Annotated in this window: 19 protein-coding genes and 1 pseudogene; 17 read left to right on the top strand and 3 right to left on the bottom strand. The window is 68.0% G+C overall.

Annotated features, from left to right (window positions below; translation table 11 throughout):
- Positions 1-43: 43 nt before the first annotated feature.
- The 12 genes and pseudogenes from G4D83_RS38260 (at position 44) to G4D83_RS38315 (ending at position 11,078) form a co-directional block, all read left to right on the top strand.
- Positions 44-1,189 carry an acyl-CoA dehydrogenase family protein gene (locus G4D83_RS38260; RefSeq protein ID WP_163869854.1) on the top strand — a complete coding sequence of 382 codons (1,146 nt, stop codon included), beginning with the start codon at positions 44-46 and terminating at the stop codon, positions 1,187-1,189.
- Positions 1,189-2,049, top strand: coding sequence for a hypothetical protein (locus G4D83_RS38265; protein WP_176435398.1), 861 nt, complete (start codon positions 1,189-1,191; stop codon positions 2,047-2,049). The genes G4D83_RS38260 and G4D83_RS38265 overlap by 1 nt, the downstream gene beginning before the upstream one ends.
- A 9-nt stretch (positions 2,050-2,058) precedes the next feature.
- Positions 2,059-2,815 (top strand): annotated as a pseudogene (gene rnc, locus G4D83_RS38270) (ribonuclease III); the annotation flags it as partial.
- Positions 2,816-2,909: 94 nt separating this feature from the next.
- Complete coding sequence (locus G4D83_RS38275; RefSeq protein ID WP_163869857.1) at positions 2,910-3,629, top strand: peptidylprolyl isomerase; 720 nt, start codon at positions 2,910-2,912, stop codon at positions 3,627-3,629.
- Positions 3,630-3,709: 80 nt separating this feature from the next.
- Complete coding sequence (locus G4D83_RS38280; protein WP_163869858.1) at positions 3,710-4,261, top strand: peptidylprolyl isomerase; 552 nt, start codon at positions 3,710-3,712, stop codon at positions 4,259-4,261.
- 123 nt (positions 4,262-4,384) lie between these two features.
- Entirely contained in the window at positions 4,385-5,329 is a 945-nt protein-coding gene (era, locus tag G4D83_RS38285; protein WP_163869859.1) for a GTPase Era, read from the top strand.
- A 1-nt stretch (position 5,330) separates the two neighbouring features.
- A complete protein-coding gene (gene der, locus G4D83_RS38290; RefSeq protein ID WP_163869860.1) occupies positions 5,331-6,710 on the top strand; it encodes a ribosome biogenesis GTPase Der in 1,380 nt (459 codons plus the stop codon).
- A gap of 103 nt (positions 6,711-6,813) precedes the next feature.
- Positions 6,814-7,614 (top strand): tetratricopeptide repeat protein, encoded by an 801-nt coding sequence (locus tag G4D83_RS38295; RefSeq protein ID WP_163869861.1) that lies wholly within the window; start codon positions 6,814-6,816, stop codon positions 7,612-7,614.
- Positions 7,615-7,669: 55 nt separating this feature from the next.
- Positions 7,670-8,788 carry an outer membrane protein assembly factor BamB family protein gene (locus G4D83_RS38300; protein ID WP_476703754.1) on the top strand — a complete coding sequence of 373 codons (1,119 nt, stop codon included), beginning with the start codon at positions 7,670-7,672 and terminating at the stop codon, positions 8,786-8,788.
- Positions 8,785-9,213: a (deoxy)nucleoside triphosphate pyrophosphohydrolase gene (locus G4D83_RS38305; RefSeq protein ID WP_176437893.1), complete on the top strand. Its 429-nt coding sequence runs from the start codon at positions 8,785-8,787 to the stop codon at positions 9,211-9,213. The genes G4D83_RS38300 and G4D83_RS38305 overlap by 4 nt, the downstream gene beginning before the upstream one ends.
- Positions 9,213-10,094, top strand: coding sequence for a ribonuclease H-like domain-containing protein (locus G4D83_RS38310; RefSeq protein WP_163869864.1), 882 nt, complete (start codon positions 9,213-9,215; stop codon positions 10,092-10,094). Before G4D83_RS38305 ends, G4D83_RS38310 begins: the two co-directional genes overlap by 1 nt.
- 165 nt (positions 10,095-10,259) lie before the next feature.
- On the top strand, positions 10,260-11,078 hold the full coding sequence (locus tag G4D83_RS38315) for a DUF3014 domain-containing protein (protein WP_163869865.1): 819 nt from the start codon (positions 10,260-10,262) through the stop codon (positions 11,076-11,078).
- 74 nt (positions 11,079-11,152) lie between these two features.
- Here G4D83_RS38315 and G4D83_RS38320 read toward each other — a convergent pair whose 3' ends face one another.
- Both G4D83_RS38320 and G4D83_RS38325 read right to left on the bottom strand, forming a co-directional pair.
- On the bottom strand, positions 11,153-11,698 hold the full coding sequence (locus G4D83_RS38320) for a C40 family peptidase (protein ID WP_163869866.1): 546 nt from the start codon (positions 11,696-11,698) through the stop codon (positions 11,153-11,155).
- A gap of 156 nt (positions 11,699-11,854) precedes the next feature.
- Positions 11,855-12,913, bottom strand: coding sequence for a hypothetical protein (locus tag G4D83_RS38325; protein ID WP_163869867.1), 1,059 nt, complete (start codon positions 12,911-12,913; stop codon positions 11,855-11,857).
- A gap of 470 nt (positions 12,914-13,383) precedes the next feature.
- Between G4D83_RS38325 and G4D83_RS38330 the strand changes: the two genes are divergently transcribed.
- From G4D83_RS38330 to G4D83_RS38345, 4 genes are all read left to right on the top strand, one after another.
- Positions 13,384-13,902, top strand: a complete 519-nt coding sequence (locus tag G4D83_RS38330) for a hypothetical protein (protein WP_240357052.1) — start codon at positions 13,384-13,386, stop codon at positions 13,900-13,902.
- The gene (locus G4D83_RS38335) at positions 13,892-14,356 is read left to right on the top strand and encodes an SMI1/KNR4 family protein (protein ID WP_163869869.1); all 465 of its coding nucleotides are present in this window, start codon (positions 13,892-13,894) and stop codon (positions 14,354-14,356) included. Before G4D83_RS38330 ends, G4D83_RS38335 begins: the two co-directional genes overlap by 11 nt.
- 471 nt (positions 14,357-14,827) lie before the next feature.
- A complete protein-coding gene (locus tag G4D83_RS38340) occupies positions 14,828-17,218 on the top strand; it encodes an ABC transporter permease (RefSeq protein WP_163869870.1) in 2,391 nt (796 codons plus the stop codon).
- 137 nt (positions 17,219-17,355) lie between these two features.
- Complete coding sequence (locus tag G4D83_RS38345) at positions 17,356-18,219, top strand: sulfotransferase domain-containing protein (protein ID WP_163869871.1); 864 nt, start codon at positions 17,356-17,358, stop codon at positions 18,217-18,219.
- Here G4D83_RS38345 and G4D83_RS38350 read toward each other — a convergent pair.
- Positions 18,216-19,622: a cytochrome P450 gene (locus G4D83_RS38350; RefSeq protein WP_163869872.1), complete on the bottom strand. Its 1,407-nt coding sequence runs from the start codon at positions 19,620-19,622 to the stop codon at positions 18,216-18,218. The two genes, G4D83_RS38345 and G4D83_RS38350, sit on opposite strands and share 4 nt — an antisense overlap.
- A gap of 138 nt (positions 19,623-19,760) precedes the next feature.
- Here G4D83_RS38350 and G4D83_RS38355 point away from each other — a divergent pair, with 138 nt between their 5' ends.
- On the top strand, positions 19,761-20,006 hold the full coding sequence (locus G4D83_RS38355; RefSeq protein WP_163869873.1) for a hypothetical protein: 246 nt from the start codon (positions 19,761-19,763) through the stop codon (positions 20,004-20,006).
- The last annotated feature ends 20 nt before the right edge of the window (positions 20,007-20,026 follow it).

The following is a 20,026-nucleotide window of genomic DNA, read 5'->3' on the forward strand; positions in this document are numbered from 1 at the left end:
GCCCGCTGCCTTCCGGGACCCTTTGCTATAGATCCACCCGACCATGGACTTTGAACTCCCCGAAAGTCATCGCGCCCTCCAGTCCTCCCTCCGCGACTTCTGCGAGCGCCAGGTGAAGCCCTTCGCCAGCCAGTGGGACAAGGAGGAGAAGTTCCCCATGGCGGTGGTGAAGGAGCTGGGCCAGCTCGGCGTCATGGGCATCCTCGTCTCGGAGAAGTACGGCGGGGCGGACATGGACTCGCTCGCCGTGGCCGTGGCCGTGGAGGAGATCGCCCGCTACGACGGCTCGCTCGCCCTCACGGTGGCCAGCCACAACGGCCTGGGCACCAGCCACCTGCGCGTCTTCGGCAACGAGACGCAGCACGCGAAGTACCTGCCCAAGCTCGCCTCCGCGGAGGCCCTGGGCGCCTGGGGTCTGACGGAGCCCGGGTCCGGCTCGGACGCGTCCGGCATGAAGACGACGGCGGTGCGCCAGGGGAAGAACTGGGTGCTCAACGGCACCAAGATGTTCATCACCCAGGGCACCGTGGGCGATGTCTTCGTCGTCCTCGCGGTGACGTCACCCCAGAAGCGCCAGAAGGGCGTCACGGCGTTCCTCCTGGAGAAGGGGATGCCCGGGTTCAGCCAGCGCGCCATCCACGGCAAGCTGGGCATGCGCTCGTCGGACACGGCGGAGCTGGTGCTGGAGAACGTGGAAGTGCCGGACGAGAACCGCGTCGGCGAGGTCGACCACGGCTTCATCGACACCATGAAGATCCTCGACAAGGGCCGCATCACCATCGGCGCGCTGGCCGTGGGTCTGGCCCGGGGCGCGCTGGAGGAGTCGGTGCGCTACTCCAAGGACCGCACCGCCTTCGGCCAGCCCATCTCCGAGTTCCAGGCCCTGCGCTGGATGATGGCGGACATGAAGACGGAGACGGACGCGGCCCGGCTGCTCGTCCACCGCGCGGCGCGACTGGCCGATGCGGGTCAGCCGTACTCCAAGGAAGCCTCCATGGCGAAGCTGTTCGCCTCCGAGGTCGCCATGCGCGCGGCCTCCAAGGCGGTGCAGATCCACGGCGGCTACGGCTACACCCGTGAATTCCCCGTTGAGCGCTACCTCCGCGACGCCAAATTGTGTGAAATTGGAGAGGGAACGAGCGAGATCCAACGCACCATCATCGCGAGAGAGACCTTCAAAGGGGCTTGATGGACACGGCACGGCTGGAGGGACTCGGGCTTCAAGTACGTGAGGATGTGGCCGGCATCGAAGCGGTGCTGGACCTGGAGTCGTCGCCTCTCGTCAATCCCGTGACCAAGGCGTTCATCGCCGAGGTGACCTTCCAGGTGATGGGGGATCGGCTCATCCCCATCTCCCCGGCGGCGGTGGTGGGACTCGCGCCCATCCTCATCGGCGCCCTCAGCGACGTGGCGGATATCGAAGCGCTGCTGTCGGACGCCTTCAACGAGCACATCTTCCACGTCCAGCGCCGCTCGGCGGAGCTCCAAGTGCTTGGGCTGGCCCCGCGTGTGGACCAGGACACCCTGGAGCTGACCACCGAGGTGGTGGAAGGGGACCTCACCGTCCTGCTCGCCGCGGACCGGCTGGGCAACTTCCGGATTGCCCGCGCCCAGCGGGAAAAGGGCGGCGACGTGTCCGGCGGTGCGGGGCACACGCTGGAGCTGTCGGAGTTCCGGGAGCGCGCGGCGCTGACGGGCTACCTGGCGGCGCTCCTTGGAGAGCCGGCGAGCCGTCCCCAGCCGGCGGGCGCGGGGCTGGTGCGCTTTTCGGACATCGTGGAGAAGTTTGGCGCGGAGTCGTTGGTTCCGCCCCGGAGCAGCCTGGAGCTGCTGGCGCAGTTGCAGGTAGAGGGCAGGCCGTACCGCTTCGCCGCCGCGAGGGTGGCGGGGCGCACCTTCCGGGGGCTCCTCGCGGGGGCCCAGGGCAAGGTGTGGGCGGGCCGGTTCGAGCTGGATGAATTCCCGGGCATTGCCCGGATGGTGGCGGCGCTGCTGAAAGTTCGTCCCGAAGCCGTGAGGCTGGTGGGACCGGACGCGCCTCAGGAGTGAGAGACGTCCGTGGAGAAGCTGAGTCCGTCGGAGCGGGTGGAGTCCCTGGAGAAGCGTCTGGGGCTGGGGTTCTCGCGCAGGGAGGTCGCCCTCGAGGCCCTGACCCACAAGACCTACGTCAACGAGACGCGGGATAAAGACCTCAAGGACAACCAGCGGTTGGAGTTCCTGGGCGACTCGGTGGTGAACCTGGCCGTCGGGCACCGGCTGATGGAGCGCTTCCCGGGGATGCCCGAGGGCGACCTCACCAAGATGCGCGCCCGCATCGTCAACGAGGACGGCCTGGCCCGGGTGGCCCGCATCATCCCCCTGGGGGACCTGCTGCTCCTGGGCCGGGGGGAGCTCCTGTCCGGCGGCCGGGAGAAGAACTCCGTGCTGGCGGATGCGCTGGAGGCCGTCTTCGGCGCCGTCTTCCTCTGCGCGGGCCTGGAGTCCGCGGCGGCGCTGGTGGACCGGTACTTCGCGGAGCTCCTGGACGAGGTCTCCAGCGGCCAGGGGCGGCTGGACTACAAGACGCTCCTCCAGGAGATGGCTCACGAGAAGCTCAAGCTGTCGCCGCGCTACCGAGTGGTGTCGGAGACGGGCCCGGAGCACTCCAAGGTGTTCGAGGTGGAGCTGTCGCTCGGAGAGGCGCCCTTCGCCAGGGCCTCCGGCCGCAGCAAGAAGGAAGCGGAGCAGTGCGCGGCGCAGGCCACCCTGGAGCGAATCAAACAGGACGCCGCCGCCGCGAGCGCCGCCCCGCCCACCCCCGAGGGAGGACCCGCCCCGGTGGAGCCTCCCACCCCGGAAGTGCCACCGGACGACACCTCGGCGTGAAACCCCTTGGTGGGGAAGGGGGTGGGGAATAAGGTGCCGCGCCCATGCGCCCCTCCTCCCCCCTCCGTCTGACGTTCGCGCTGGTGGCCTGCCTTCTGGCGGGAACCGCTGTCGCCGCGGCGCCGACGGGCAAGTGGACGAAGAAGGTGGCGGCCGGCAAGGACCTCTACGCCACGCTCAAGACGAGCGAGGGCGACATCACCGTCCGCCTCTTCTCCAAGGGCGCCCCGAAGACGGTGGCGAACTTCGTGGGCCTGGCCACGGGTGAGAAGGAGTGGAGGGACCCCAAGTCCGGGGACATGTCGAAGAAGCCGCTGTACGACGGCACCGTGTTCCACCGCGTCATCCCGGGCTTCATGATTCAGGGCGGAGACCCGACGGGCACTGGCTCTGGTGACCCGGGCTACCGCTTCGAGGACGAGTTCAACAACGGGCACTTCTTCGACAAGCCGGGTCAGCTGGCCATGGCCAACCGGGGGCCGGGCACCAACGGCAGCCAGTTCTTCATCACCACCAGCGCGCCTGACCACCTGACGAACAAGCACACGCTCTTCGGCGAGGTGGTGAAGGGCTACGACGTCGTGGAGAAGATTGGCGCCGTGGCGCGTGACAACCGGGACCGGCCGCAGACGCCGGTGGTCCTCACCCGGGTGGAGCTGAGCGAGAAGGCGCCCCCCGGCGTCGTCATCCCGAAGAAGGGCCGGACGGCGGATGTCCCGAGGGCGCCGAAGTCCGAGGGCGCTCGGCCCGAGTCTCCCCGGTAGAGCGGCGGGACTCGAGGGGCAGTGGATTTGAAACGGGCTCGCTGCTTCAGCGGGCCCCACCAGCAGGACGGGAGGGCAGCATGGGAATGACGGACGAGGCCCGCGCGGGCAATGACCTTTACGCCACCTTCGACACCACGCAGGGGCAGATTGTCGTGAAGCTGTTCCCGAAGGACGCCCCGGATTCGGTGGCGAGCTTCGTGGGACTGGCGACGGGGGAGCTGGAGTTCACGGACCCGAAGACGCAGCAGCCGACGAAGCGGGCGTTCTATGACGGCACCATCTTCCACCGCGTCATTCCGGGCTTCATGATTCAGGGCGGCTGTCCGCTCGGCTCCGGCCGCGGCAACCCCGGCTTCAACGTGAAGGACGAGTTCCAGTCCGGCCGGAAGTTCGACAAGAAGGGCCTGCTGGCGATGGCGAACATCGGCCGGCCGCACACCAACGGCAGCCAGTTCTTCCTCACCACGTCGCTGCCGACGTACCTCAACAACAAGCACACCATCTTCGGCGAGGTCGTGAAGGGCTACGACATCGTGGAGACCATCAGCAACGTGGCCCGGGATGGTGATGACCGTCCCCGCACGCCCGTGACGGTCAACAAGCTGACCATCTCGACGACCCAGCCGTAGGCCGCCCGCCTGACCACCGCCCCGGGCAGATGCCGGGGGTGGTGGTCTGTTATAGGGCGCTGTTGGAAGTTCCCCCTCAGGGGCTCCCAGCCACATAGGGACTCCCAGACCACCTTCGAAGCAATGGCCTCTCCCAAGAACCACCGCAGCGGCTTCGCCGCGCTCATCGGACGCCCCAACGTGGGCAAGAGCACCCTGCTCAACGCACTCACCGGTGAGAAGATCGCCATCGTCTCCGGCAAGCCGCAGACGACGCGCAACCGCATCCTCGGAGTCGTGACTCGCCCCGAGGGGCAGGTCGCCTTCCTCGACACCCCCGGCATCCACCAGGCCAAGGGGGAGCTCAACCGCTACATGGTGGAGAAGGCCCTCCAGGCGGCCGAAGAAGTGGACCTGGTCCTCTTCCTGATTGAACCGCCCGCGGGCGAGAAGCTCGAGGTCAGCCCCGGCAACCGCATCATCCTCGAGCGACTCCAGAAGCTGGGCAAGCCCACCTTCCTGGTCATCAACAAGATCGACTCCATCACCAAGGCGGCCATCCTTCCGCTCATCGAGCTGTACCGCCAGGAGTTCCCCTTCGCGGAGGTGATTCCCATCTCCGCGCGAGAGAAGGACGGGGTGGAGCGCCTGTTCAACACGGTGCTGAGCCACCTGCCGGAAGGCGAGAACCTCTTCGACGAGGACATGCTCACCGACCAGCAGGAGCGCACGCTGGTGAGCGAGTACATCCGCGAGCAGGTGCTGCGGCACTGCCGCCAGGAGATTCCGTACTCCACCGCGGTGATGGTGGACATCTTCGACGAGTCCGAGCGCGAGCCCCGGCCGGGCACTCCTCCGGGCCAGCTGGGCGGACTCATCCGCATCGCCGCCTCCATCTTCGTGGAGCGCGACAGCCAGAAGGCCATCATCATCGGAAAACAGGGGCAGATGCTGAAGACGATTGGCACGGACGCACGCAAGTCCGTGCAACGCCTGCTGGGCGCGCATGTGTACCTGGACCTGCGTGTCCGGGTGGAGCCGCGCTGGAGCGAGCGCCCCGAAGGCCTCAAGAAGCTGGGATACGACTGAGATGAAGCCCCTGGTAGCCATTGTCGGACGCCCCAACGTGGGCAAGAGCACGCTGTTCAACCGCCTCATCGGCCGGCGCCTCGCGTTGGTGGAGGACCAGCCGGGAGTGACGCGGGATCGCCACTACGCGGACGCGGAGTGGGGTGGACGCGCGTTCACCTTCATCGACACCGGCGGCTTCGTCCCCGGCGAGAAGGACTCGCTGCTCAAGCAGGTGCGCGAGCAGGCGCAGCTCGCCGTGGAGGAGTGCGACGTCATCATCTTCGTCACCGACGGCCGGGAGGGCGTGACGGGCGCCGACGAAGCGGTGGCGAAGTACCTGCGCAAGAGCGGCAAGCCGGTGATTGTCGCGGTGAACAAGCTGGACACCACCAGCGGGCAGATGCAGTCGCTGACCGCGGACTTCTACAAGATGGGCCTGGGCGAGGTGCATGCCATGTCCGCGGAGCACGGCCTGGGCGTGCCCGGCCTGTTCGACGAAGTCGTCGAGAAGCTGCCGCCCAAGCAGGAGGGCGAGGACGCCGAGTCCCCGCCGGACGACGGCATCATCCGCGTGGCCATCATCGGCCGGCCCAACGTGGGCAAGAGCACCCTGGTCAACGCCATCCTGAAGGAGAAGCGGGTGGTGGCCAGCGAGATTCCGGGGACGACGCGAGACCCCATCGACTCGCCGCTGACGTACAGGGACCGCAAGCTGCTGCTCACGGACACCGCGGGCATCCGGCGCAAGAAGACGATTGCCCACCAGATCGAGAAGTACTCGGTCATCGCGGCGCTCAAGGTGATGGAGCGCAGCGACGTGGCGGTGCTGCTGATGGACGCCACGGAGCCCGCGGTGGACCAGGACGCGAAGCTGGCGGGCCTGGCCGAGGAGCGCGGCAGGGCGCTGATCATCGTGGTGAACAAGTGGGACCTGATCGACGCGGATCAGCGCCGCCAGGAGGCGTTCCGGGAGTCGCTCCGGCACTCGCTGAAGTTCGTGGGCTACGCGCCCATCATCTTCACGTCCGCGCTGACGGGCTCCAAGGTGGAGAAGGTGATGGACGCGGCGGTGGAGCTGGCCGAGCAGTTCCGGTTCCGGGCGCCCACGCCCCAGCTCAACCGCCTGCTGGAGTACATGGTGGACAACCATCCGGCGCCCATCGTCCGGAGCAAGCCGCTGCGCCTGTACTACATGACCCAGGTGACTTCGGCGCCTCCGACGTTCGCGCTGACGTGCAACCATCCGGAGGGCGTGCCGGACATGTACAAGCGGTACATCACCAATCAGCTCCGGAAGACCTTTGACTTGCGCGTGCCCATCCGGCTGGTGTTCCGGGACAGGCCCGGACAGGCGAAGCGGGCGGCTCGAAAGAAGCCGCACCTCCAGCACAAGCACTGAAGCGTCCGTGCGTTGACACTCGCGGCGCGCGCTCCGTACAGTGCGCCGCTCTTCCGCCCTCCGACAGGGTAGAGCATCGAAGCGCAGAGAGAGGTTGACCGACGTGGCTGGAACCAAGACCGAGAAGATTCGCCAGCAGGAACTTCGTCAGCCGGACACCTTCCAGAAGGTCGGCGCTGACGCGCGTGACTGGCTCATCCAGCGGCAGAAGTTCATCGGCATCGCCGTGGCCGTCCTCATCCTGGGCGGTATCGGCGTGGCCATCGCCAGCGAGGTATCCAAGCGCGGCGAGGAGGAGGCCTCCCAGGCCCTGGGGCAGGCGCTCGCCGTCCTGGACCGTCCCGTGGAGGGCGTGCAGCCCGCGCAGCCCGGCGACACCGAGACGCCCTTCAAGAGCTTGAAGGAGCGCGACGAGGCGCTGGTGACGGCGCTGACGGAGTTCCGCAAGGCGCACGCTGGGACGCGCTCGGCGACGACGGCCGCGCTGTCGCTCGGCGAGGCGCAGTTCCGCCTGGGCCACTTCGCTGAAGCGCAGACCGCGTTTGGCGACTACCTGAAGGGTGCCGCCCAGAACGACCCGCTCCGCGCGGGCGCGCTGGAGGGTCAGGGTTACGCCCTGGAGGCGGAGAAGAAGTTCGACGAGGCCACCAAGGCCTTCGAGCAGATGGGCGCGGCCGGCGGTGGCGAGTTCCTGGCGGGCATGGGCGACTACCACAAGGGCCGGATGCTCATCGCGCAGGACAAGAAGGACGAGGCCGCGGCCGTGCTGTCGAAGGTTTCGACGGACCACGCGAACACGACGGCGGCGCGGCTGTCGAGCGAGCGGCTGGCGGTGCTGGCCTCGCAGGGCGTGAAGATCCCGGCCCCGGCGCCCGCGCCGGCCGCCGTCACTGACGCGGGGTAGCACGCACGCTATGAGGAAGCAGCTCGTGAGCTGGAAGCATTGGTTGGGAAGTGCCGTGGCGGTCGGTCTCCTGGGCGGATGCAGCACCCTGCCGCGCTACGGCAATCCGGAGCTTCCCCGCACGGAGCAGGCGCCTCCGGTGGACTACTTCTCGGTGGACTGGTGGGCGCCGCTGGTGCAGCCCACCACCCTGGAGTATGCGCCGCGCGAGGTGGCCTCGCCGGCGTATGACGCCAAGAGCAAGACGGTCATCGCCCTGACGCGGGACGGTTATGTCCGCGGCGTGGGTCCGGATGGCCAGGTCAAGTGGTCCAAGCGCACGAGCACCCGCTTCGCGGCGGGCGCCCAGGTGAGCGACGGCGTGGCCTTCATCCCCGGGGGTGATGGCACGCTGTACGCGCTGGACGCCGCCACGGGCGAGCAGAAGTGGCAGTACGCGGCCGGCGAGTCGCTGGCCACGGTGCCGGTGATTGCCGAGGGCCTGGTGCTGGTGGCCTCGGAGAGCGACACGCTGTTCGCGGTGAAGGTGGAGGACGGGGTCTGGGCCTGGCAGTACCGCAGGGACCCGCCGTCGGGCTTCACGGTGCGGGGCGCGTCCACGCCGCTGGTTCGCGACGGCAACGTCTACGTGGGCTTCTCCGACGGCTACATCGTCTCGCTGAACATGAAGGACGGCGGCGCCAACTGGGAGAAGTCCCTGTCTGGCAGCGGCTCCGAGTTCCTGGACGTGGACACCACGCCCGCGCTGGATGACCACGGGCAGCTCTACGTCGCGTCGTACAAGAACGGCCTGTTCGCGCTGGAGGCGGAGTCCGGCGATCTGGTCTGGACGAGCGCGGTGGGTGGCATGACGGCGCTCCTGGCGAAGGGGCAGATGCTCTTCACCGTGGGCGACGGCCGGGTGGACGCCTATCTGGCGGAGGACGGACGGCTCCTCTGGTCGCACCCCCTGGGCGAAAGGGCTGGCCATACGCCGGTGTTCGCCAAGGGAATGCTGATTGTCCCCATCCAGCGCTCGCTGCTGTTCCTGGACCCGAAGACGGGGCAGGCGCGCGTGTCGTGGAACCCCGGGGACGGCATCTCCGCGACGCCGTTCGTGGCGGGCTCGAAGCTGTTCGTGCTCTCCAACAACGGCTGGCTCTACTCGCTGCAGTTCAACGGGCTGAAGGGGTGACGACGGTGGCGACCCGGACGGTCCGCGTGGTGGCGGCGCTGATTCCAGGTCGCCTCGACGCCCAGCGCTTCCTGGTGCAGCAGCGGCTTCCCGGTGGAAGCCGCGCGCTCCTGTGGGAGTTTCCTGGTGGCAAGGTGGAAGCCGGGGAGACGGATGAGGCGGCGCTGGCTCGCGAGTGCCGCGAGGAGCTGGACGTGGAGCTCTCCGTGGGCCGCCGGATGTGGGAAGGCCGCCACGAGTACCCGGACCTGACGGTGGAGCTGGTGCTCTACGGGGCTCGAATCGTGTCGGGTGAGCCGAAGCCGTTGGGCGCGCATGCGCTCGAGTTCCGGACGCCCTCGGAGATGAAGTCACTGCCGTTCTGCGAGGCGGACATTCCGCTCCTGGACGAGTTGGTGGCGGGAAGGTTGGGCGCGCTCGATTGATGCTTCAGCGGACGTTCCAGCACATCCCCGGCGTGGGCCCCTGGCGCGAGAAGGACCTCTGGGCACGAGGCTTCAAGACGTGGGACGACTACCCCGCGGCCGGCGAAGGGATTGCCATCACCCGGAAGACGGACGACATCGCCCGGGAGCGGCTCGCGCAGGGCCGTGAGGCGCTGGAGCGCAGGGACTTGCGTCGGCTGGCGGAGCTGATTCCGCCCCGTGAGCACTGGCGGCTGTATCCCGAGTTCCACCAGGACGCCGTCTACTTCGACATCGAGACGGACGGCCGCGAGGCGCAGGCGCCCACGGTGGTGAGCCTGTTCGATGCGACGGGCCTGCACGTGTTCATCCAGGGCCGGAACATGGATGAGCTGCCGGAGGCCATGGCGGCGCGGCGGTTGTGGGTGACGTTCAACGGGTCCACGTTCGACGTTCCGGTGCTGCGCAACTACTTTGGCGCCGGGCGGTTTCCGGTGCCGGACGCGCACATCGATTTGCGCTTCGTCACGCGGCGGCTGGGGTTGGGCGGCGGGCTGAAGGAGATTGAAGGAAAGATTGGCGCCGAGCGCCCGCAGCACATGAAGGGCGTCAACGGCTACGACGCGGTGCTGCTGTGGCGGGCGTATACGCGGCGTGGGGACGTGGAGGCGCTGCGCTTCCTGGTGGAATACAACCTCTACGACTCCTTCCAGCTCCGGACGTTGATGGACGTGGCCTACAACCGTGGCGCCGACGATTTGAACCAGGACGTGCCCCGGCTGCCCGTGTTCGAGCGCGGCGAAGTGCTCTACGACGTGAGCCGCATCCTCATGGACCTGAGTCCCACGGAGAGAGACTTGGAGACACTCGCGCGCGTCCGGGCCGAGGAACAGGGGCCCTGAGTCGCTGAGCAGGGCGGGCGGGCAGGGTGGCGTGCCGATTCGGCCCCCTTTGCCCCTGGGAGTCTCTTCCGGTGAACAACCGGGCTCCGGGGATGCATCGTGCCCGTGGAATGCGTCCGGGAGTCGTTTGTAGGGTGAGACGACCCCGAGACGGAGGACGCACGCATGAGCGACCCGATGGACCCGACGCAGAGCCCCGAGGAGCCCAAGCGCGGCTCGGCCGGAAAGAAGGCCGCCCTGGCTGGCGGTGCGCTGGTGGCGATTGGCGTGGGTGCGGCCGTGGCGCTGGGGGTCTTCGAGAAGGAGCCTGAGCCCGTGTACGCGGAGATTCCGAAGATCGAGGATGCAGGCGTGGCCGCGCCGCCTGCGCCGACTGCTTCGCTGCCGGAGAGCGATGGTCGAGTCCGGGAGATGGCGAGCCGGATGTCCGAGGAAGCGGAGCTGCAGCGCTGGCTTCAGGAGAAGGACCTGGTGCGCCGGGTGACGGCGGCGGTGAACAACATCGCGGAGGGCGCGAGCCCGCGGATGGTGCTGGGCTTCATGGGCCCAGCCGACAAGTTCCAGGTCGTCGAGGGCAAGAACAAGTCGGTGACCATCGACCCGCGAAGCCATGCTCGCTACGACCTGGTCGCGCGAGTGGTTGGAACGTTCGACGCGCAGGTCGCCAGGAGCATGTACCGCGACTTGAAGCCGCTCATCGACCAGGCGCATGGCGAGATTGCTCCGCCGGGACAGACCTTCGATTCGACGTTGAGTCGCGCCATTCAGCATCTGCTCGCGGTGCCGGTGCCGGAAGGCGGCGCGCTGGAGGTCCAGCCGCAAGGGGCGCTCTATGTCTATGCGTCACCGGAGCTGGAGGGACTGAGCCGGGCGCAGAAGCACTTGCTGCGGATGGGGCCGCAGAACATTCGAATCATCCAGGCGAAGCTCCGGGAGCTCCAGAGCGCGCTGGGGCTTCCTTCGGTGGCCGCCGAGGGCCCGTAGTCACAGGCCCCAATGTCCATGGGAGGCCCTGCGACGGGGCCTCCTGTAAGCATTCGGGGCCGCTGGGCCTGGGCTTAGCGACGCTTCTTCTTGGCCGACGCCGGGGGCGGTGCCGGCTTTTCCTTTTCGCCGGCGATCAGGAACGTGGTGCGGAGTTCTTCGACGTCACGGCCCAAGGTGTCCGTGAACGCGGTGCCAGTCTGGGCGTCGACGACCAGGGTGTACTCGAAGCCAGTCTTGAGAGGCTGTGGCAGGACGATGCGGTAGACGAGCCCGGTCTCGGATTCCTCGGCGACGTCATCGGAGACCATGGCGCGCTCGGCGGCGTCGAAGAGCCGGACCCGGTAGTTCCGAAGGCCCCGTGAAGCGGTCAGCTCCAGGGTCGTGGTCGGCTCGATGACCGGCTTCTCTCCAGGCTCCAGGGAGATCTCCACCAAGCCGGCATCGGGGGCCAGGGAGCGAAGCGCGAAGGTGGTCGGCGGCGGAGGCTTGGGTACCTCGGGAGCATCGGCGACGCCGGAGTCAGGCGACGGGCCCGAGGTCTTGTCCGGGCATCCCGTCAGCGCCAGCAGACCGCAGCAAAACGCGGTCGCGACCGCGGTTCGTTGGAGGAAACGCATGCCGGGCACGGTACGCGGCCACGGTGGCGCGGAGAAGCGAGGACTCAACGAGGACGTCCGGGCAACCAGGCCCACGGGCGGAAGGCCGAGAGGCCCAGGACCCTAAGATTCGGGCATTCGGGCTACGAGTCGGACGGGCCCTTCAGGCTGGCTGGCTCAGCCAAGCTCCGTCTTCAGGTGCAGTGGGCCGGCGGGGACGCCGACGTCCTTGCCGGCGGGGTCGTCCTGCTCGGTCTGCCAGGCGTTGGCCTCCGTCACCGTGTGGCCGTTGGCGACGTTGGAGATGGACATCTTGCCGTTGTGGCCCGCTGGAGCGATCTGACTGGTGTCGTAGCCGCTCCAGCCGGTGCCGGAGTTGGCGAAGGTGGCCTCGCCCCAGGTCTGGCCGGAGTTGGCGCCGGGCTTCGCGGAGCCGTCCTTGGACACGGCCCAGGCGATGCTGGTGTTGCTGTCGAACGCCAGGGTCTGCGACTGGCCGGGCTTGAGGGTGAACGTCACGGGCGAGCTCTTGTCGAAGTTCTGCCCGTCGTTCGGGTTGCCGTTCTGACCGGTCTTGTTCCAGAGCGTGATGGTCTGGGGCTCGTTCGTCGTGTTCTTGAAGGTGTTGGTGTACTTGAACTGGTCCTTCTGGCCCGCGTCGATGAGTTGGATGTTGCTGTTGTAGGGCGAGCCGACGTTGTTCTTGGCCAGCCAGGGCGCGTTCGAAGGAGCGGGCTCCGTGGATCCGGCCGAAGGAGGACCGAAGCCCGGGCCCGCGTCGCTGTTGTAGGTCGGGTGCGAAGGCTTCCCGGTGCGGCCCGCCTGACCCGTGGCCGAAGCGTCGCCCGGAATCGAAGGAGCAGGGGCCGCGTCAGCCGGAATCGCCGAAGCGCCGCCACGGGGGGCCTTGCCTGATCCGGAGACGTCCAGGGTGCCGCCTTCACCGCCTTGCGCGCCCGGAGCCTGGCCGCCCAGCGTCTTCAGCATCTGCGTGGCCTGCATGATCATCTGGACCAGTTGCTCCAGCGCCTTCTCCGGGCCGGCCGCCTGGGCGCCGCTCCCCGCCTTGCTCGGCCCGGCGTCGAAGGCGTCCGCCATGAACATCTGGCGCAGGTCGTTCCCTGGCTTCCGCGCCTGCGTACCCGCCACGCATGGGGCCGGAGTGGAGACCGGCTTGATGGCGGAGGAGTTCGAAACGGAGGGCGAGCAGGAGCGGCTGGGGATGGAGAGGGACATTGCGGACTCCGAAGGACCGAGGTTGGGAGCGGGCCGGAGAAGCAGGGCCGCCGTCGAACGACTTGCCCGGACCCAAGGCAGGGTCCGTGCAAGCCGCAGGTGCCCTCATGAGGCACACCGTTGCTTGGGAAATCAGTCACTTGGAGGGCCGGAGCTCCTGCCGCGTCCCGCGTCTCACGGTGACGCTGATCATCACCTGGTGTCACCAGTCACCAGGGAGCGCGAGTTCGGACTGCGCTACCAAGCGATGTAGCCGACCCTGAGCTTCCAGCGGAGAAGCCCCCCGCCTTGATCGCCCACGCAGTACGACCGGGTTCGCTCACGAGGGACAAGATGACGAGGGTAGGGTAAGCAGATTTTTCATGGCTGCCCGGTTACGAGTGCTCGCTGTCCTGGCTCTTTCTGCATGTGGCTCGGCAACCGTTGGCAGTGTCGGGCCGCCAGCGTCCGCCAAGTGGGTGGGTCCTGCCGTGCCGACTCCCGACGGCGGACAGGTGACCACGAGCATCTACTACGGCCCCTGGAGCTGCTCGGCCGCTTGGTGGAACCGCTGCGAGGCGCGGTGTGCAGGCGAAGGGCACACCCTCAAGGGATGCATCTGGCTGGCGGACATCAAGGGCGACTGGCGCGGCCGGTTCCTGGCGCTACCAGCCGAGGCCGGTGGACGGCTCGCAATCACGCACTGCTGCTGCGACTACGCCGCAGTGCCCAACGTGCCGGCGCTCCGGCGCATCTGGGACAGCGCGCGGCGGGGCTACCGCAACGCCTGGGCCCAGGAGTTCGGGGCATGGCCGCGCGTCCCTGGTGGCGACAACTGGCCCGGCCACCACATCCATGACTTGCTGCATGGCGGTCATCCCACGGCGCGCAACAACGTGCTGCCCATGCCACCCGAAGTGCACGACGTGGCCAACAAGGCATATCCTCAATGCTACGCGGGTGACGCGCGGTGGCGGACCATCGGACTGGATAGCCCGTATGCCGATTAGCCACCTGCAAAAGCTGCTCGACGAGGTCGCCGCGAGCCACTACCCGAACGCGCCCGCGACGCTTGAGCAGATAGCTGCGTTTGAGGCCAGCGCTGGCTGGCGCCTGGATGACGAGCTGCGCGCGTTCTACCTGCGCACCAACGGTGCATGCCTCTTCGAGCCACAGCCGGAGCAAACATTTCGCATCCTCGGGCTGCACGAAATCCAGCCGGTGCGAGTCGCCAAGCCTCGGCAGGAGGAATCGGCGGGAGCCGCGTCCTGGTGGACGCTCGTCTACCTACAGGACTCCGACTACAACCTCGTGGACGTGGCGCGGCCCGCGCCGTACCCCATCCTCGACGCCTACCACGAGACCTACCCGCAGCAGATCGTGGAGATTGCGTCGTCGTTCGCGGTATGGCTGGAGCGCACGTTGCGCAGCGGCAATCAACTCTGGTGGCTCCCCGCAGATTGATGGAGAGGGAATAGAAGCTGCCGAAAACCAAGGGCTGCAGCCAATATTGAGATGGTGCCGGCGAGGTCAAAACCGGGCTGGGAGTCCTCGGGCCGTTCAGGCTTGTCCGTGGCGACTGATTCCATGATGCCGACTCTCGACCAGCTTCTAGATACCGTGCACAGGTCGCCACGCAGCCTTGGACTTGCTGGTGGAGCTTGGCTCCAAGGCAAAGGCAACTGAAGCCGCAGCGCCCGGTGAAGGGCACCGGTCGGACAGGCCGCGCGCAAACCCCGGGATGGACCCGCGAGGACCGCCGCACGCCCCTGGCCTCCCTCTATCGTTACGTCCGATAACATGCGTTATGTAAACTAAGCGAATGGGAATCCAGGGGTCGTTTTCCCACGGTTCTTCCCCGCCGTTCCCAGGCCTCCGGCACGCCGCTGTCGGCCAAGATGCGGGCTCTTTCGAACCCCCAACCGGCGACCTCGAATGTTCGACAACTTGATCATCGCGGATGCGCGCTTCGCGTTCCGCACGTTCCGACGTGCCCCCGGCTTCGCGTTCGCCGCCATCCTCTGCCTGGCGCTGGGCATCGGCGCCAACGCCGTCATCTTCAGCGTGGTCAACGGCGTACTCCTCCGGCCCCTCCCGTACGCCGAACCCGAGCGGCTCGTTTCGCTCGTCGAGCTGCGCGCTCAAGGCAGCGGCGGCCCCGTCTCCTGGCTCACATTCTTCGACTGGCGGGACCAGACCCGGGCCTTCGAGCACCTGGCCGCGTTCACCGTGGGCGGCTCCATCCTCCGCACCGACGACGATTCCGAGCGCCTCGAGGCCACCCGAGGCACCGCCGACTACTTCTCCGTGCACGGCGTGCCTCCGTTGCTCGGACGGACCTTCGCGCCCGGCGACGACCAACCCGGTCACGAAGCCGTCGCCGTCCTCAATGAAGCCGTCTGGCGTCGCCGGTTCGGCGCGAATCCCGCCGTCCTCGGCAGCACGGTGCTCCTCGACAATGTCCCCCATACCGTCGTCGGCGTCATTCCTGAGTCCTTCGACCCGAACATGGATGTCTGGCTCCCGCTGGTGGCTCCGCCCGATGCCCGCGGCGCTCGCTATTCCACGGTGCTCTCGGTACGCGCCCGACTGGCGCCCGGAATCACCCTGGACACGGCGAACGAACAGCTCAAGGCCGTCACCGCCGGCATCGCCGCCGCGGGCCCCGAGGCCCTCAAGGACCGCACCGCCCGCGTCGACTCGCTCGCCGAGGCCCAGACGCGGCTCTGGAGCGGCCCCCTGAAGCTGCTGCTCGGCGCCGTGGCCCTGGTCCTCCTCATCGCCTGCGCCAACGTCGCGAACATCCTGCTCGCGCGCGCGGGAGGCCGCCGGCAGGAACTCGCAGTTCGAGTGGCACTGGGCGCGACCCGAGCCCGAATCATCCAGCAACTCCTCGTGGAGAGCCTCCTGCTCGCGCTCACGGGAGGCGCCCTGGGCGGACTGCTCGCGCACTGGGGCCTGGACGCGCTGCTCGCCGTCGCCCCCGAGTCGATGCCTCACCGGGCCGCCGTGTCCCTCGACGGGACGACCTTCCTGTTCCTGGCCGCCATCTCCATCGGCAGCGGCCTGGCCTTCGGGCTGCTTCCCGCGCTCCAGGTCTCCCGACTCGACCTTCGCGGAGCCCCGGTCTCCAGCGGCCGGCGGCTCCGGTCCACGCTGATTGTCGTGGAGTTGGCCGTCTGCCTCGTGCTCCTCATGGGCGCGGGCCTCCTCGGTCGAGGCTTCTTCCAACTCCTCGGCACATCTCCCGGACTCGCCCCCGAGCAGCTCCTCACGCTGCACATCGCCATCCCCGACACCCGGTTCTTCAACGACCAAGGGCTCGACGCGAACGTGCCGAGCACCCTGTTGGAGCCCATCCTCGACGAGGTCCGCGCGCTGCCCGGCGTGAGCGCCGTGGGAATGACGTCATTGCTTCCCATCCAGCGCGCATGGAACAACGCCCGCTACGTCATCGAGGGCGAACCGCCTCCAGAGCCCGGCACCGAGCATCGCGCCGAACGACGCTCCACCAGCCCCGGCTTCTTCGCCACCCTGGGCATCCCGCTCAAGCAGGGCCGCGACTTCACGACCCACGACGCGGCCCCCGGCCAGCCCGCCACCGTCATCATCAACGAGACGCTCGCGCGACGGCACTTCCCGGACGGCAACGCCCTGGGCCGACAGCTCCGCCTCGGCACGGGTGCCCACACCATCATCGGCGTCGTCGGCGACGTGCGGCAGGCCGGCCTGGACAAGACCCCTCTGGCCGAGCTCCATGTCCCGTACGGCCGTCCCTGGGGCGATGACAGCCTCGTCCTCGTCGCGCGGACCTCGGTGCCACCAGAAACCCTGCTGCCCTCGGTCCGCCAGGCCGTTCGCCGGGTCGACTCGAGCCTGCCCGTCTTCCGAGCCCTCACCATGGACCAGGTCATCTCCCAGTCACTCGGCTTTCGGCGGCTCGTGCTCTGCCTGCTCGGCGGCTTCGCGACCCTGGCCCTGGTGCTGTCCACCTACGGCCTCTACGGCGTCATCTCGCTGCTCGTCACACAGCGCACCCGAGAACTGGGCATCCGCATGGCGCTCGGGGCCCGGCCTGGAGACGTCCTCCGGCTCGTCCTCGGCCAGGGCGCGAGGCTCGCGGGAGTGGGCATCGCCCTGGGCCTCATGGGCTCGCTGGCGCTGAGCCGATTGCTCACAAGCCAACTCCACGGCATCACCGCCACGGATCCCCTCACCTTCGGCGCCGTGGCCACCCTCTTCGCCGTCATCGCCCTGCTGGCCTGCTGGTTCCCCGCGCGCCGCGCCACCCGCGTGGACCCGCTCGTGGCCATGCGAAGCCCCTGAGTCCCGACAGGACCGACGCGCGAGGTCGCCTCGACGCACCGCGATACCAGACGACCTGGCGCGGCGGCCTCCGCGCTCAGCTAGAATCCCCGCTTCACCACTCCTTAGCGGTTTTCCGACAAAGGCCCTGGCTGACGATGCGCTGGCTCGCGAAACTTCTCTTCCTGCTCCTTTCCACGCCGGTGAACCTTGCCAGTAGCTTTTCCAAGTGGGGCCGGGATGCGCTGAGCCCCCTTCGCTGGCGCCTGGACTTCCGGCCCCGGCCCGGGGACGTCTACATCGCGACGTACCCGAAGTGCGGCACCACCTGGCTGCAGATGATCCTCGTTCAGTTGGTCAATGAGGGGCGCGGCGAGTTCGGCCACATCTCCCAGGTGTCGCCCTATCTGGAGGAACTCAGCCTGAAGGCCCGCCTCGGCCACCTGGAGCGACTGCCGTCACCGCGGCTCATGAAGACGCACATGCTGTACGAACATCTGCGGCCGGCGAAGAGCTCACGCATCATCCTGGTCACTCGCGACGTCCGCGACGCCCTCATCTCCCACTATCACCATCACCAGTTGGCGACGCGGTTCCTCATGGACTTCGACGCCTTCATGGGGGCCTCGCTGCGAAGCGATGGCAACGCTGACTGGTTCGCTTATATGCGCTCGTGGTTGCCGCACCGCCATGACGACAACGTGCTGTGGGTTCGCTACGAGGACCTGCGCGACGACCTGGAGGCCCAGGTGCGCCGCATCGCCGCCTTCTGCGGCATTCCGCTGCGGGAAGAGCGCCTGGGCGACATCCTCCACAAATGCAGCTTCGCGTACATGAAGCAGCACGAGATGAAATTCGACTTCCGTCTGTCCATGTACGAGCAGCCCGAGGGCGGCTTCATCCGCAAGGGCGGCTCTGGCGGCGAGCGTCAGCGCATCCGCGAGGAGCACTCCGCTGAGCTGACACGGAGGCTGGAGCGGCTCCGCGACGAACTGCGCCTGAAGGACTCGGAGCGCATCTAGGCAGAACCGGCGGTTGGCGACACGTGCCGCCGTGCCTTCAATGCGGCCTGGCGCGCCGGCGCGAGGGTTACCTTCAGTCCGCCCTGCACATGGTAGGTGGCGCCCGCCCGCGGAACGATCGGCTGCCCCGGAACCAGGGACACCCGATAGCGCTGCACCATCATCGCCAGCGTCAGCGTGCCCTCCATCAGCGCCAGGTTGTTCCCCATGCACAACCGCTGTCCCGCTCCGAAGGGCACGTAGAGGAAGCGCGAAATCTTCTGCTCCCGCTCCCGGGAGAAGCGCTCCGGCAAGAAGCGCTCCGGCTCCTCCCAGAACTCAGGGTGCCGGTGCAGCACGTAGGGCACCGCGATGACGTTCGTTCCCGCCGGCACGTCGAAGTCCATCATCCGATCCGCCGCCAGCGCCGTCCGTCCCAGCACCGGCGCCGGAGGGTGCAGGCGCATCGCCTCCTGGAACACCTGGGTGAGGTAGCTCAACTTCGGCAGGTCCTCTCCTGTCGGGGGGCTGTCCCCCAGGCTCTGCTCCACCACCGCGCGCACCTGCTCCTCGATCTCCGGGTGACGCGCCAGCTCGACCCAGGTCCACACCAACGCGGACGTGGTCGCCTCGTGCCCAGCGAAGAAGAGGGTAAAGAACTCGGCCCCCAGCTCCGCATCGTTCAGGCCCTCGCCCTCCTCGTCGCGGGCCTCCATCATCGCGGTGAGCAGGTCCTGCGTGCCCCCGCCCCCTTGCCGCCGCCGGGCCACCTGCTGGCGGCCCACCTCCCTGAGCAGGGCCATCGCCTCCTGCCGCTTGGGCCGGCGCCGATCCAGGAAGGGTAGCGCCTGGAGCAACAACACCAACGGCAGCGGCCGCCGATCGTTGTTGAAGTCCAGCATCTGCCGGGTCGCGGCGAACACCTCCTCGCTCGCCTCCTCGGAATACACGGCCTGGGCCATGTGGGAGACAGTCACCCGGGAGAGCGCCTCCGTCAGATTGAAGGGCTCGCCCGTACGCACCAGCGCCTCCCACCAGTTGTCGAAGGTCCACTGGGTGCTCCGCACCAGCGCCGGCACCTGCGCCTCCATCCGCTGGCGATGGAACCCCGGTTGCATCAGCCGCCGGTGCCGCTTCCAGGGCTCCCCGGAAAGGGTGAACAGGCCCCCACTCTTCTGCCGCTTCGCGCCGGGGGCGTGCCTTGGGTAGTTCGCCGCGTTGTCCGCCAGGAAGTGCTTCACGGACTGGGGGTGGCTGACCAGATAGAACGGGGTCCGGCCCAGCCGGAACCGGACGATGTCCCCGTACTGCTTGAAGTAGCGCAGGTACATCCCGATCGAATCGGCCCGCTCCTCGAACGCACTCCCGACCAGCCAGTCACCCCTGGGTCCTGGGGGCAACGCCAGCGACCTACCCGAAGCCATTGTTGCCCTCTCCGAGCTACGCCCGCTCCGCCATTACCGGGCAGGCAGACGCCTCGTCATGACGAAGGTCTCAAGATAGCGTTCCCACCTAGCCATGGAAAGTTGGACAAAGTAGCATAGGTTGAAAGAGGCTCTGGCGTGACCATCGTTGAAAGGAATAAGTTCATGGCGCCCCCGCAGTACGTCGTTGGTGCGCCTACCGTCCTGGTGTTCGCGCTGCTGCTCTCCAGCGGACTGGCGACTCCTGGCGCCCACGAGGCTTCCGTCGGGGCGGAGATGTCGCGCAATCACTCTCAATTGCCGCGGCGCGCCCAATCCCTGTTCTGGCCGATGGGCGGGGAGCCGCTCGTCATGACCGCTACCGCCCTCACCGCTGGAGTCTAGCTTGCGCGTCGGGCCGGAAC

Source organism: Myxococcus eversor (assembly GCF_010894455.1).
Taxonomy (GTDB): domain Bacteria; phylum Myxococcota; class Myxococcia; order Myxococcales; family Myxococcaceae; genus Myxococcus; species Myxococcus eversor.

Coding starts and splice junctions, on each gene's coding strand:
- G4D83_RS38345 (WP_163869871.1), top strand. CDS start 17,356: ATGCGCTGGCTCGCGAAACTTCTCTTCCTGCTCCTTTCCACGCCGGTG.
- der (WP_163869860.1), top strand. CDS start 5,331: ATGAAGCCCCTGGTAGCCATTGTCGGACGCCCCAACGTGGGCAAGAGC.
- G4D83_RS38310 (WP_163869864.1), top strand. CDS start 9,213: ATGCTTCAGCGGACGTTCCAGCACATCCCCGGCGTGGGCCCCTGGCGC.
- G4D83_RS38350 (WP_163869872.1), bottom strand. CDS start 19,622: ATGGCTTCGGGTAGGTCGCTGGCGTTGCCCCCAGGACCCAGGGGTGAC.
- G4D83_RS38260 (WP_163869854.1), top strand. CDS start 44: ATGGACTTTGAACTCCCCGAAAGTCATCGCGCCCTCCAGTCCTCCCTC.
- G4D83_RS38325 (WP_163869867.1), bottom strand. CDS start 12,913: ATGTCCCTCTCCATCCCCAGCCGCTCCTGCTCGCCCTCCGTTTCGAAC.
- G4D83_RS38340 (WP_163869870.1), top strand. CDS start 14,828: ATGTTCGACAACTTGATCATCGCGGATGCGCGCTTCGCGTTCCGCACG.
- G4D83_RS38265 (WP_176435398.1), top strand. CDS start 1,189: ATGGACACGGCACGGCTGGAGGGACTCGGGCTTCAAGTACGTGAGGAT.
- G4D83_RS38320 (WP_163869866.1), bottom strand. CDS start 11,698: ATGCGTTTCCTCCAACGAACCGCGGTCGCGACCGCGTTTTGCTGCGGT.
- G4D83_RS38275 (WP_163869857.1), top strand. CDS start 2,910: ATGCGCCCCTCCTCCCCCCTCCGTCTGACGTTCGCGCTGGTGGCCTGC.
- G4D83_RS38315 (WP_163869865.1), top strand. CDS start 10,260: ATGAGCGACCCGATGGACCCGACGCAGAGCCCCGAGGAGCCCAAGCGC.
- G4D83_RS38280 (WP_163869858.1), top strand. CDS start 3,710: ATGGGAATGACGGACGAGGCCCGCGCGGGCAATGACCTTTACGCCACC.
- G4D83_RS38335 (WP_163869869.1), top strand. CDS start 13,892: ATGCCGATTAGCCACCTGCAAAAGCTGCTCGACGAGGTCGCCGCGAGC.
- era (WP_163869859.1), top strand. CDS start 4,385: ATGGCCTCTCCCAAGAACCACCGCAGCGGCTTCGCCGCGCTCATCGGA.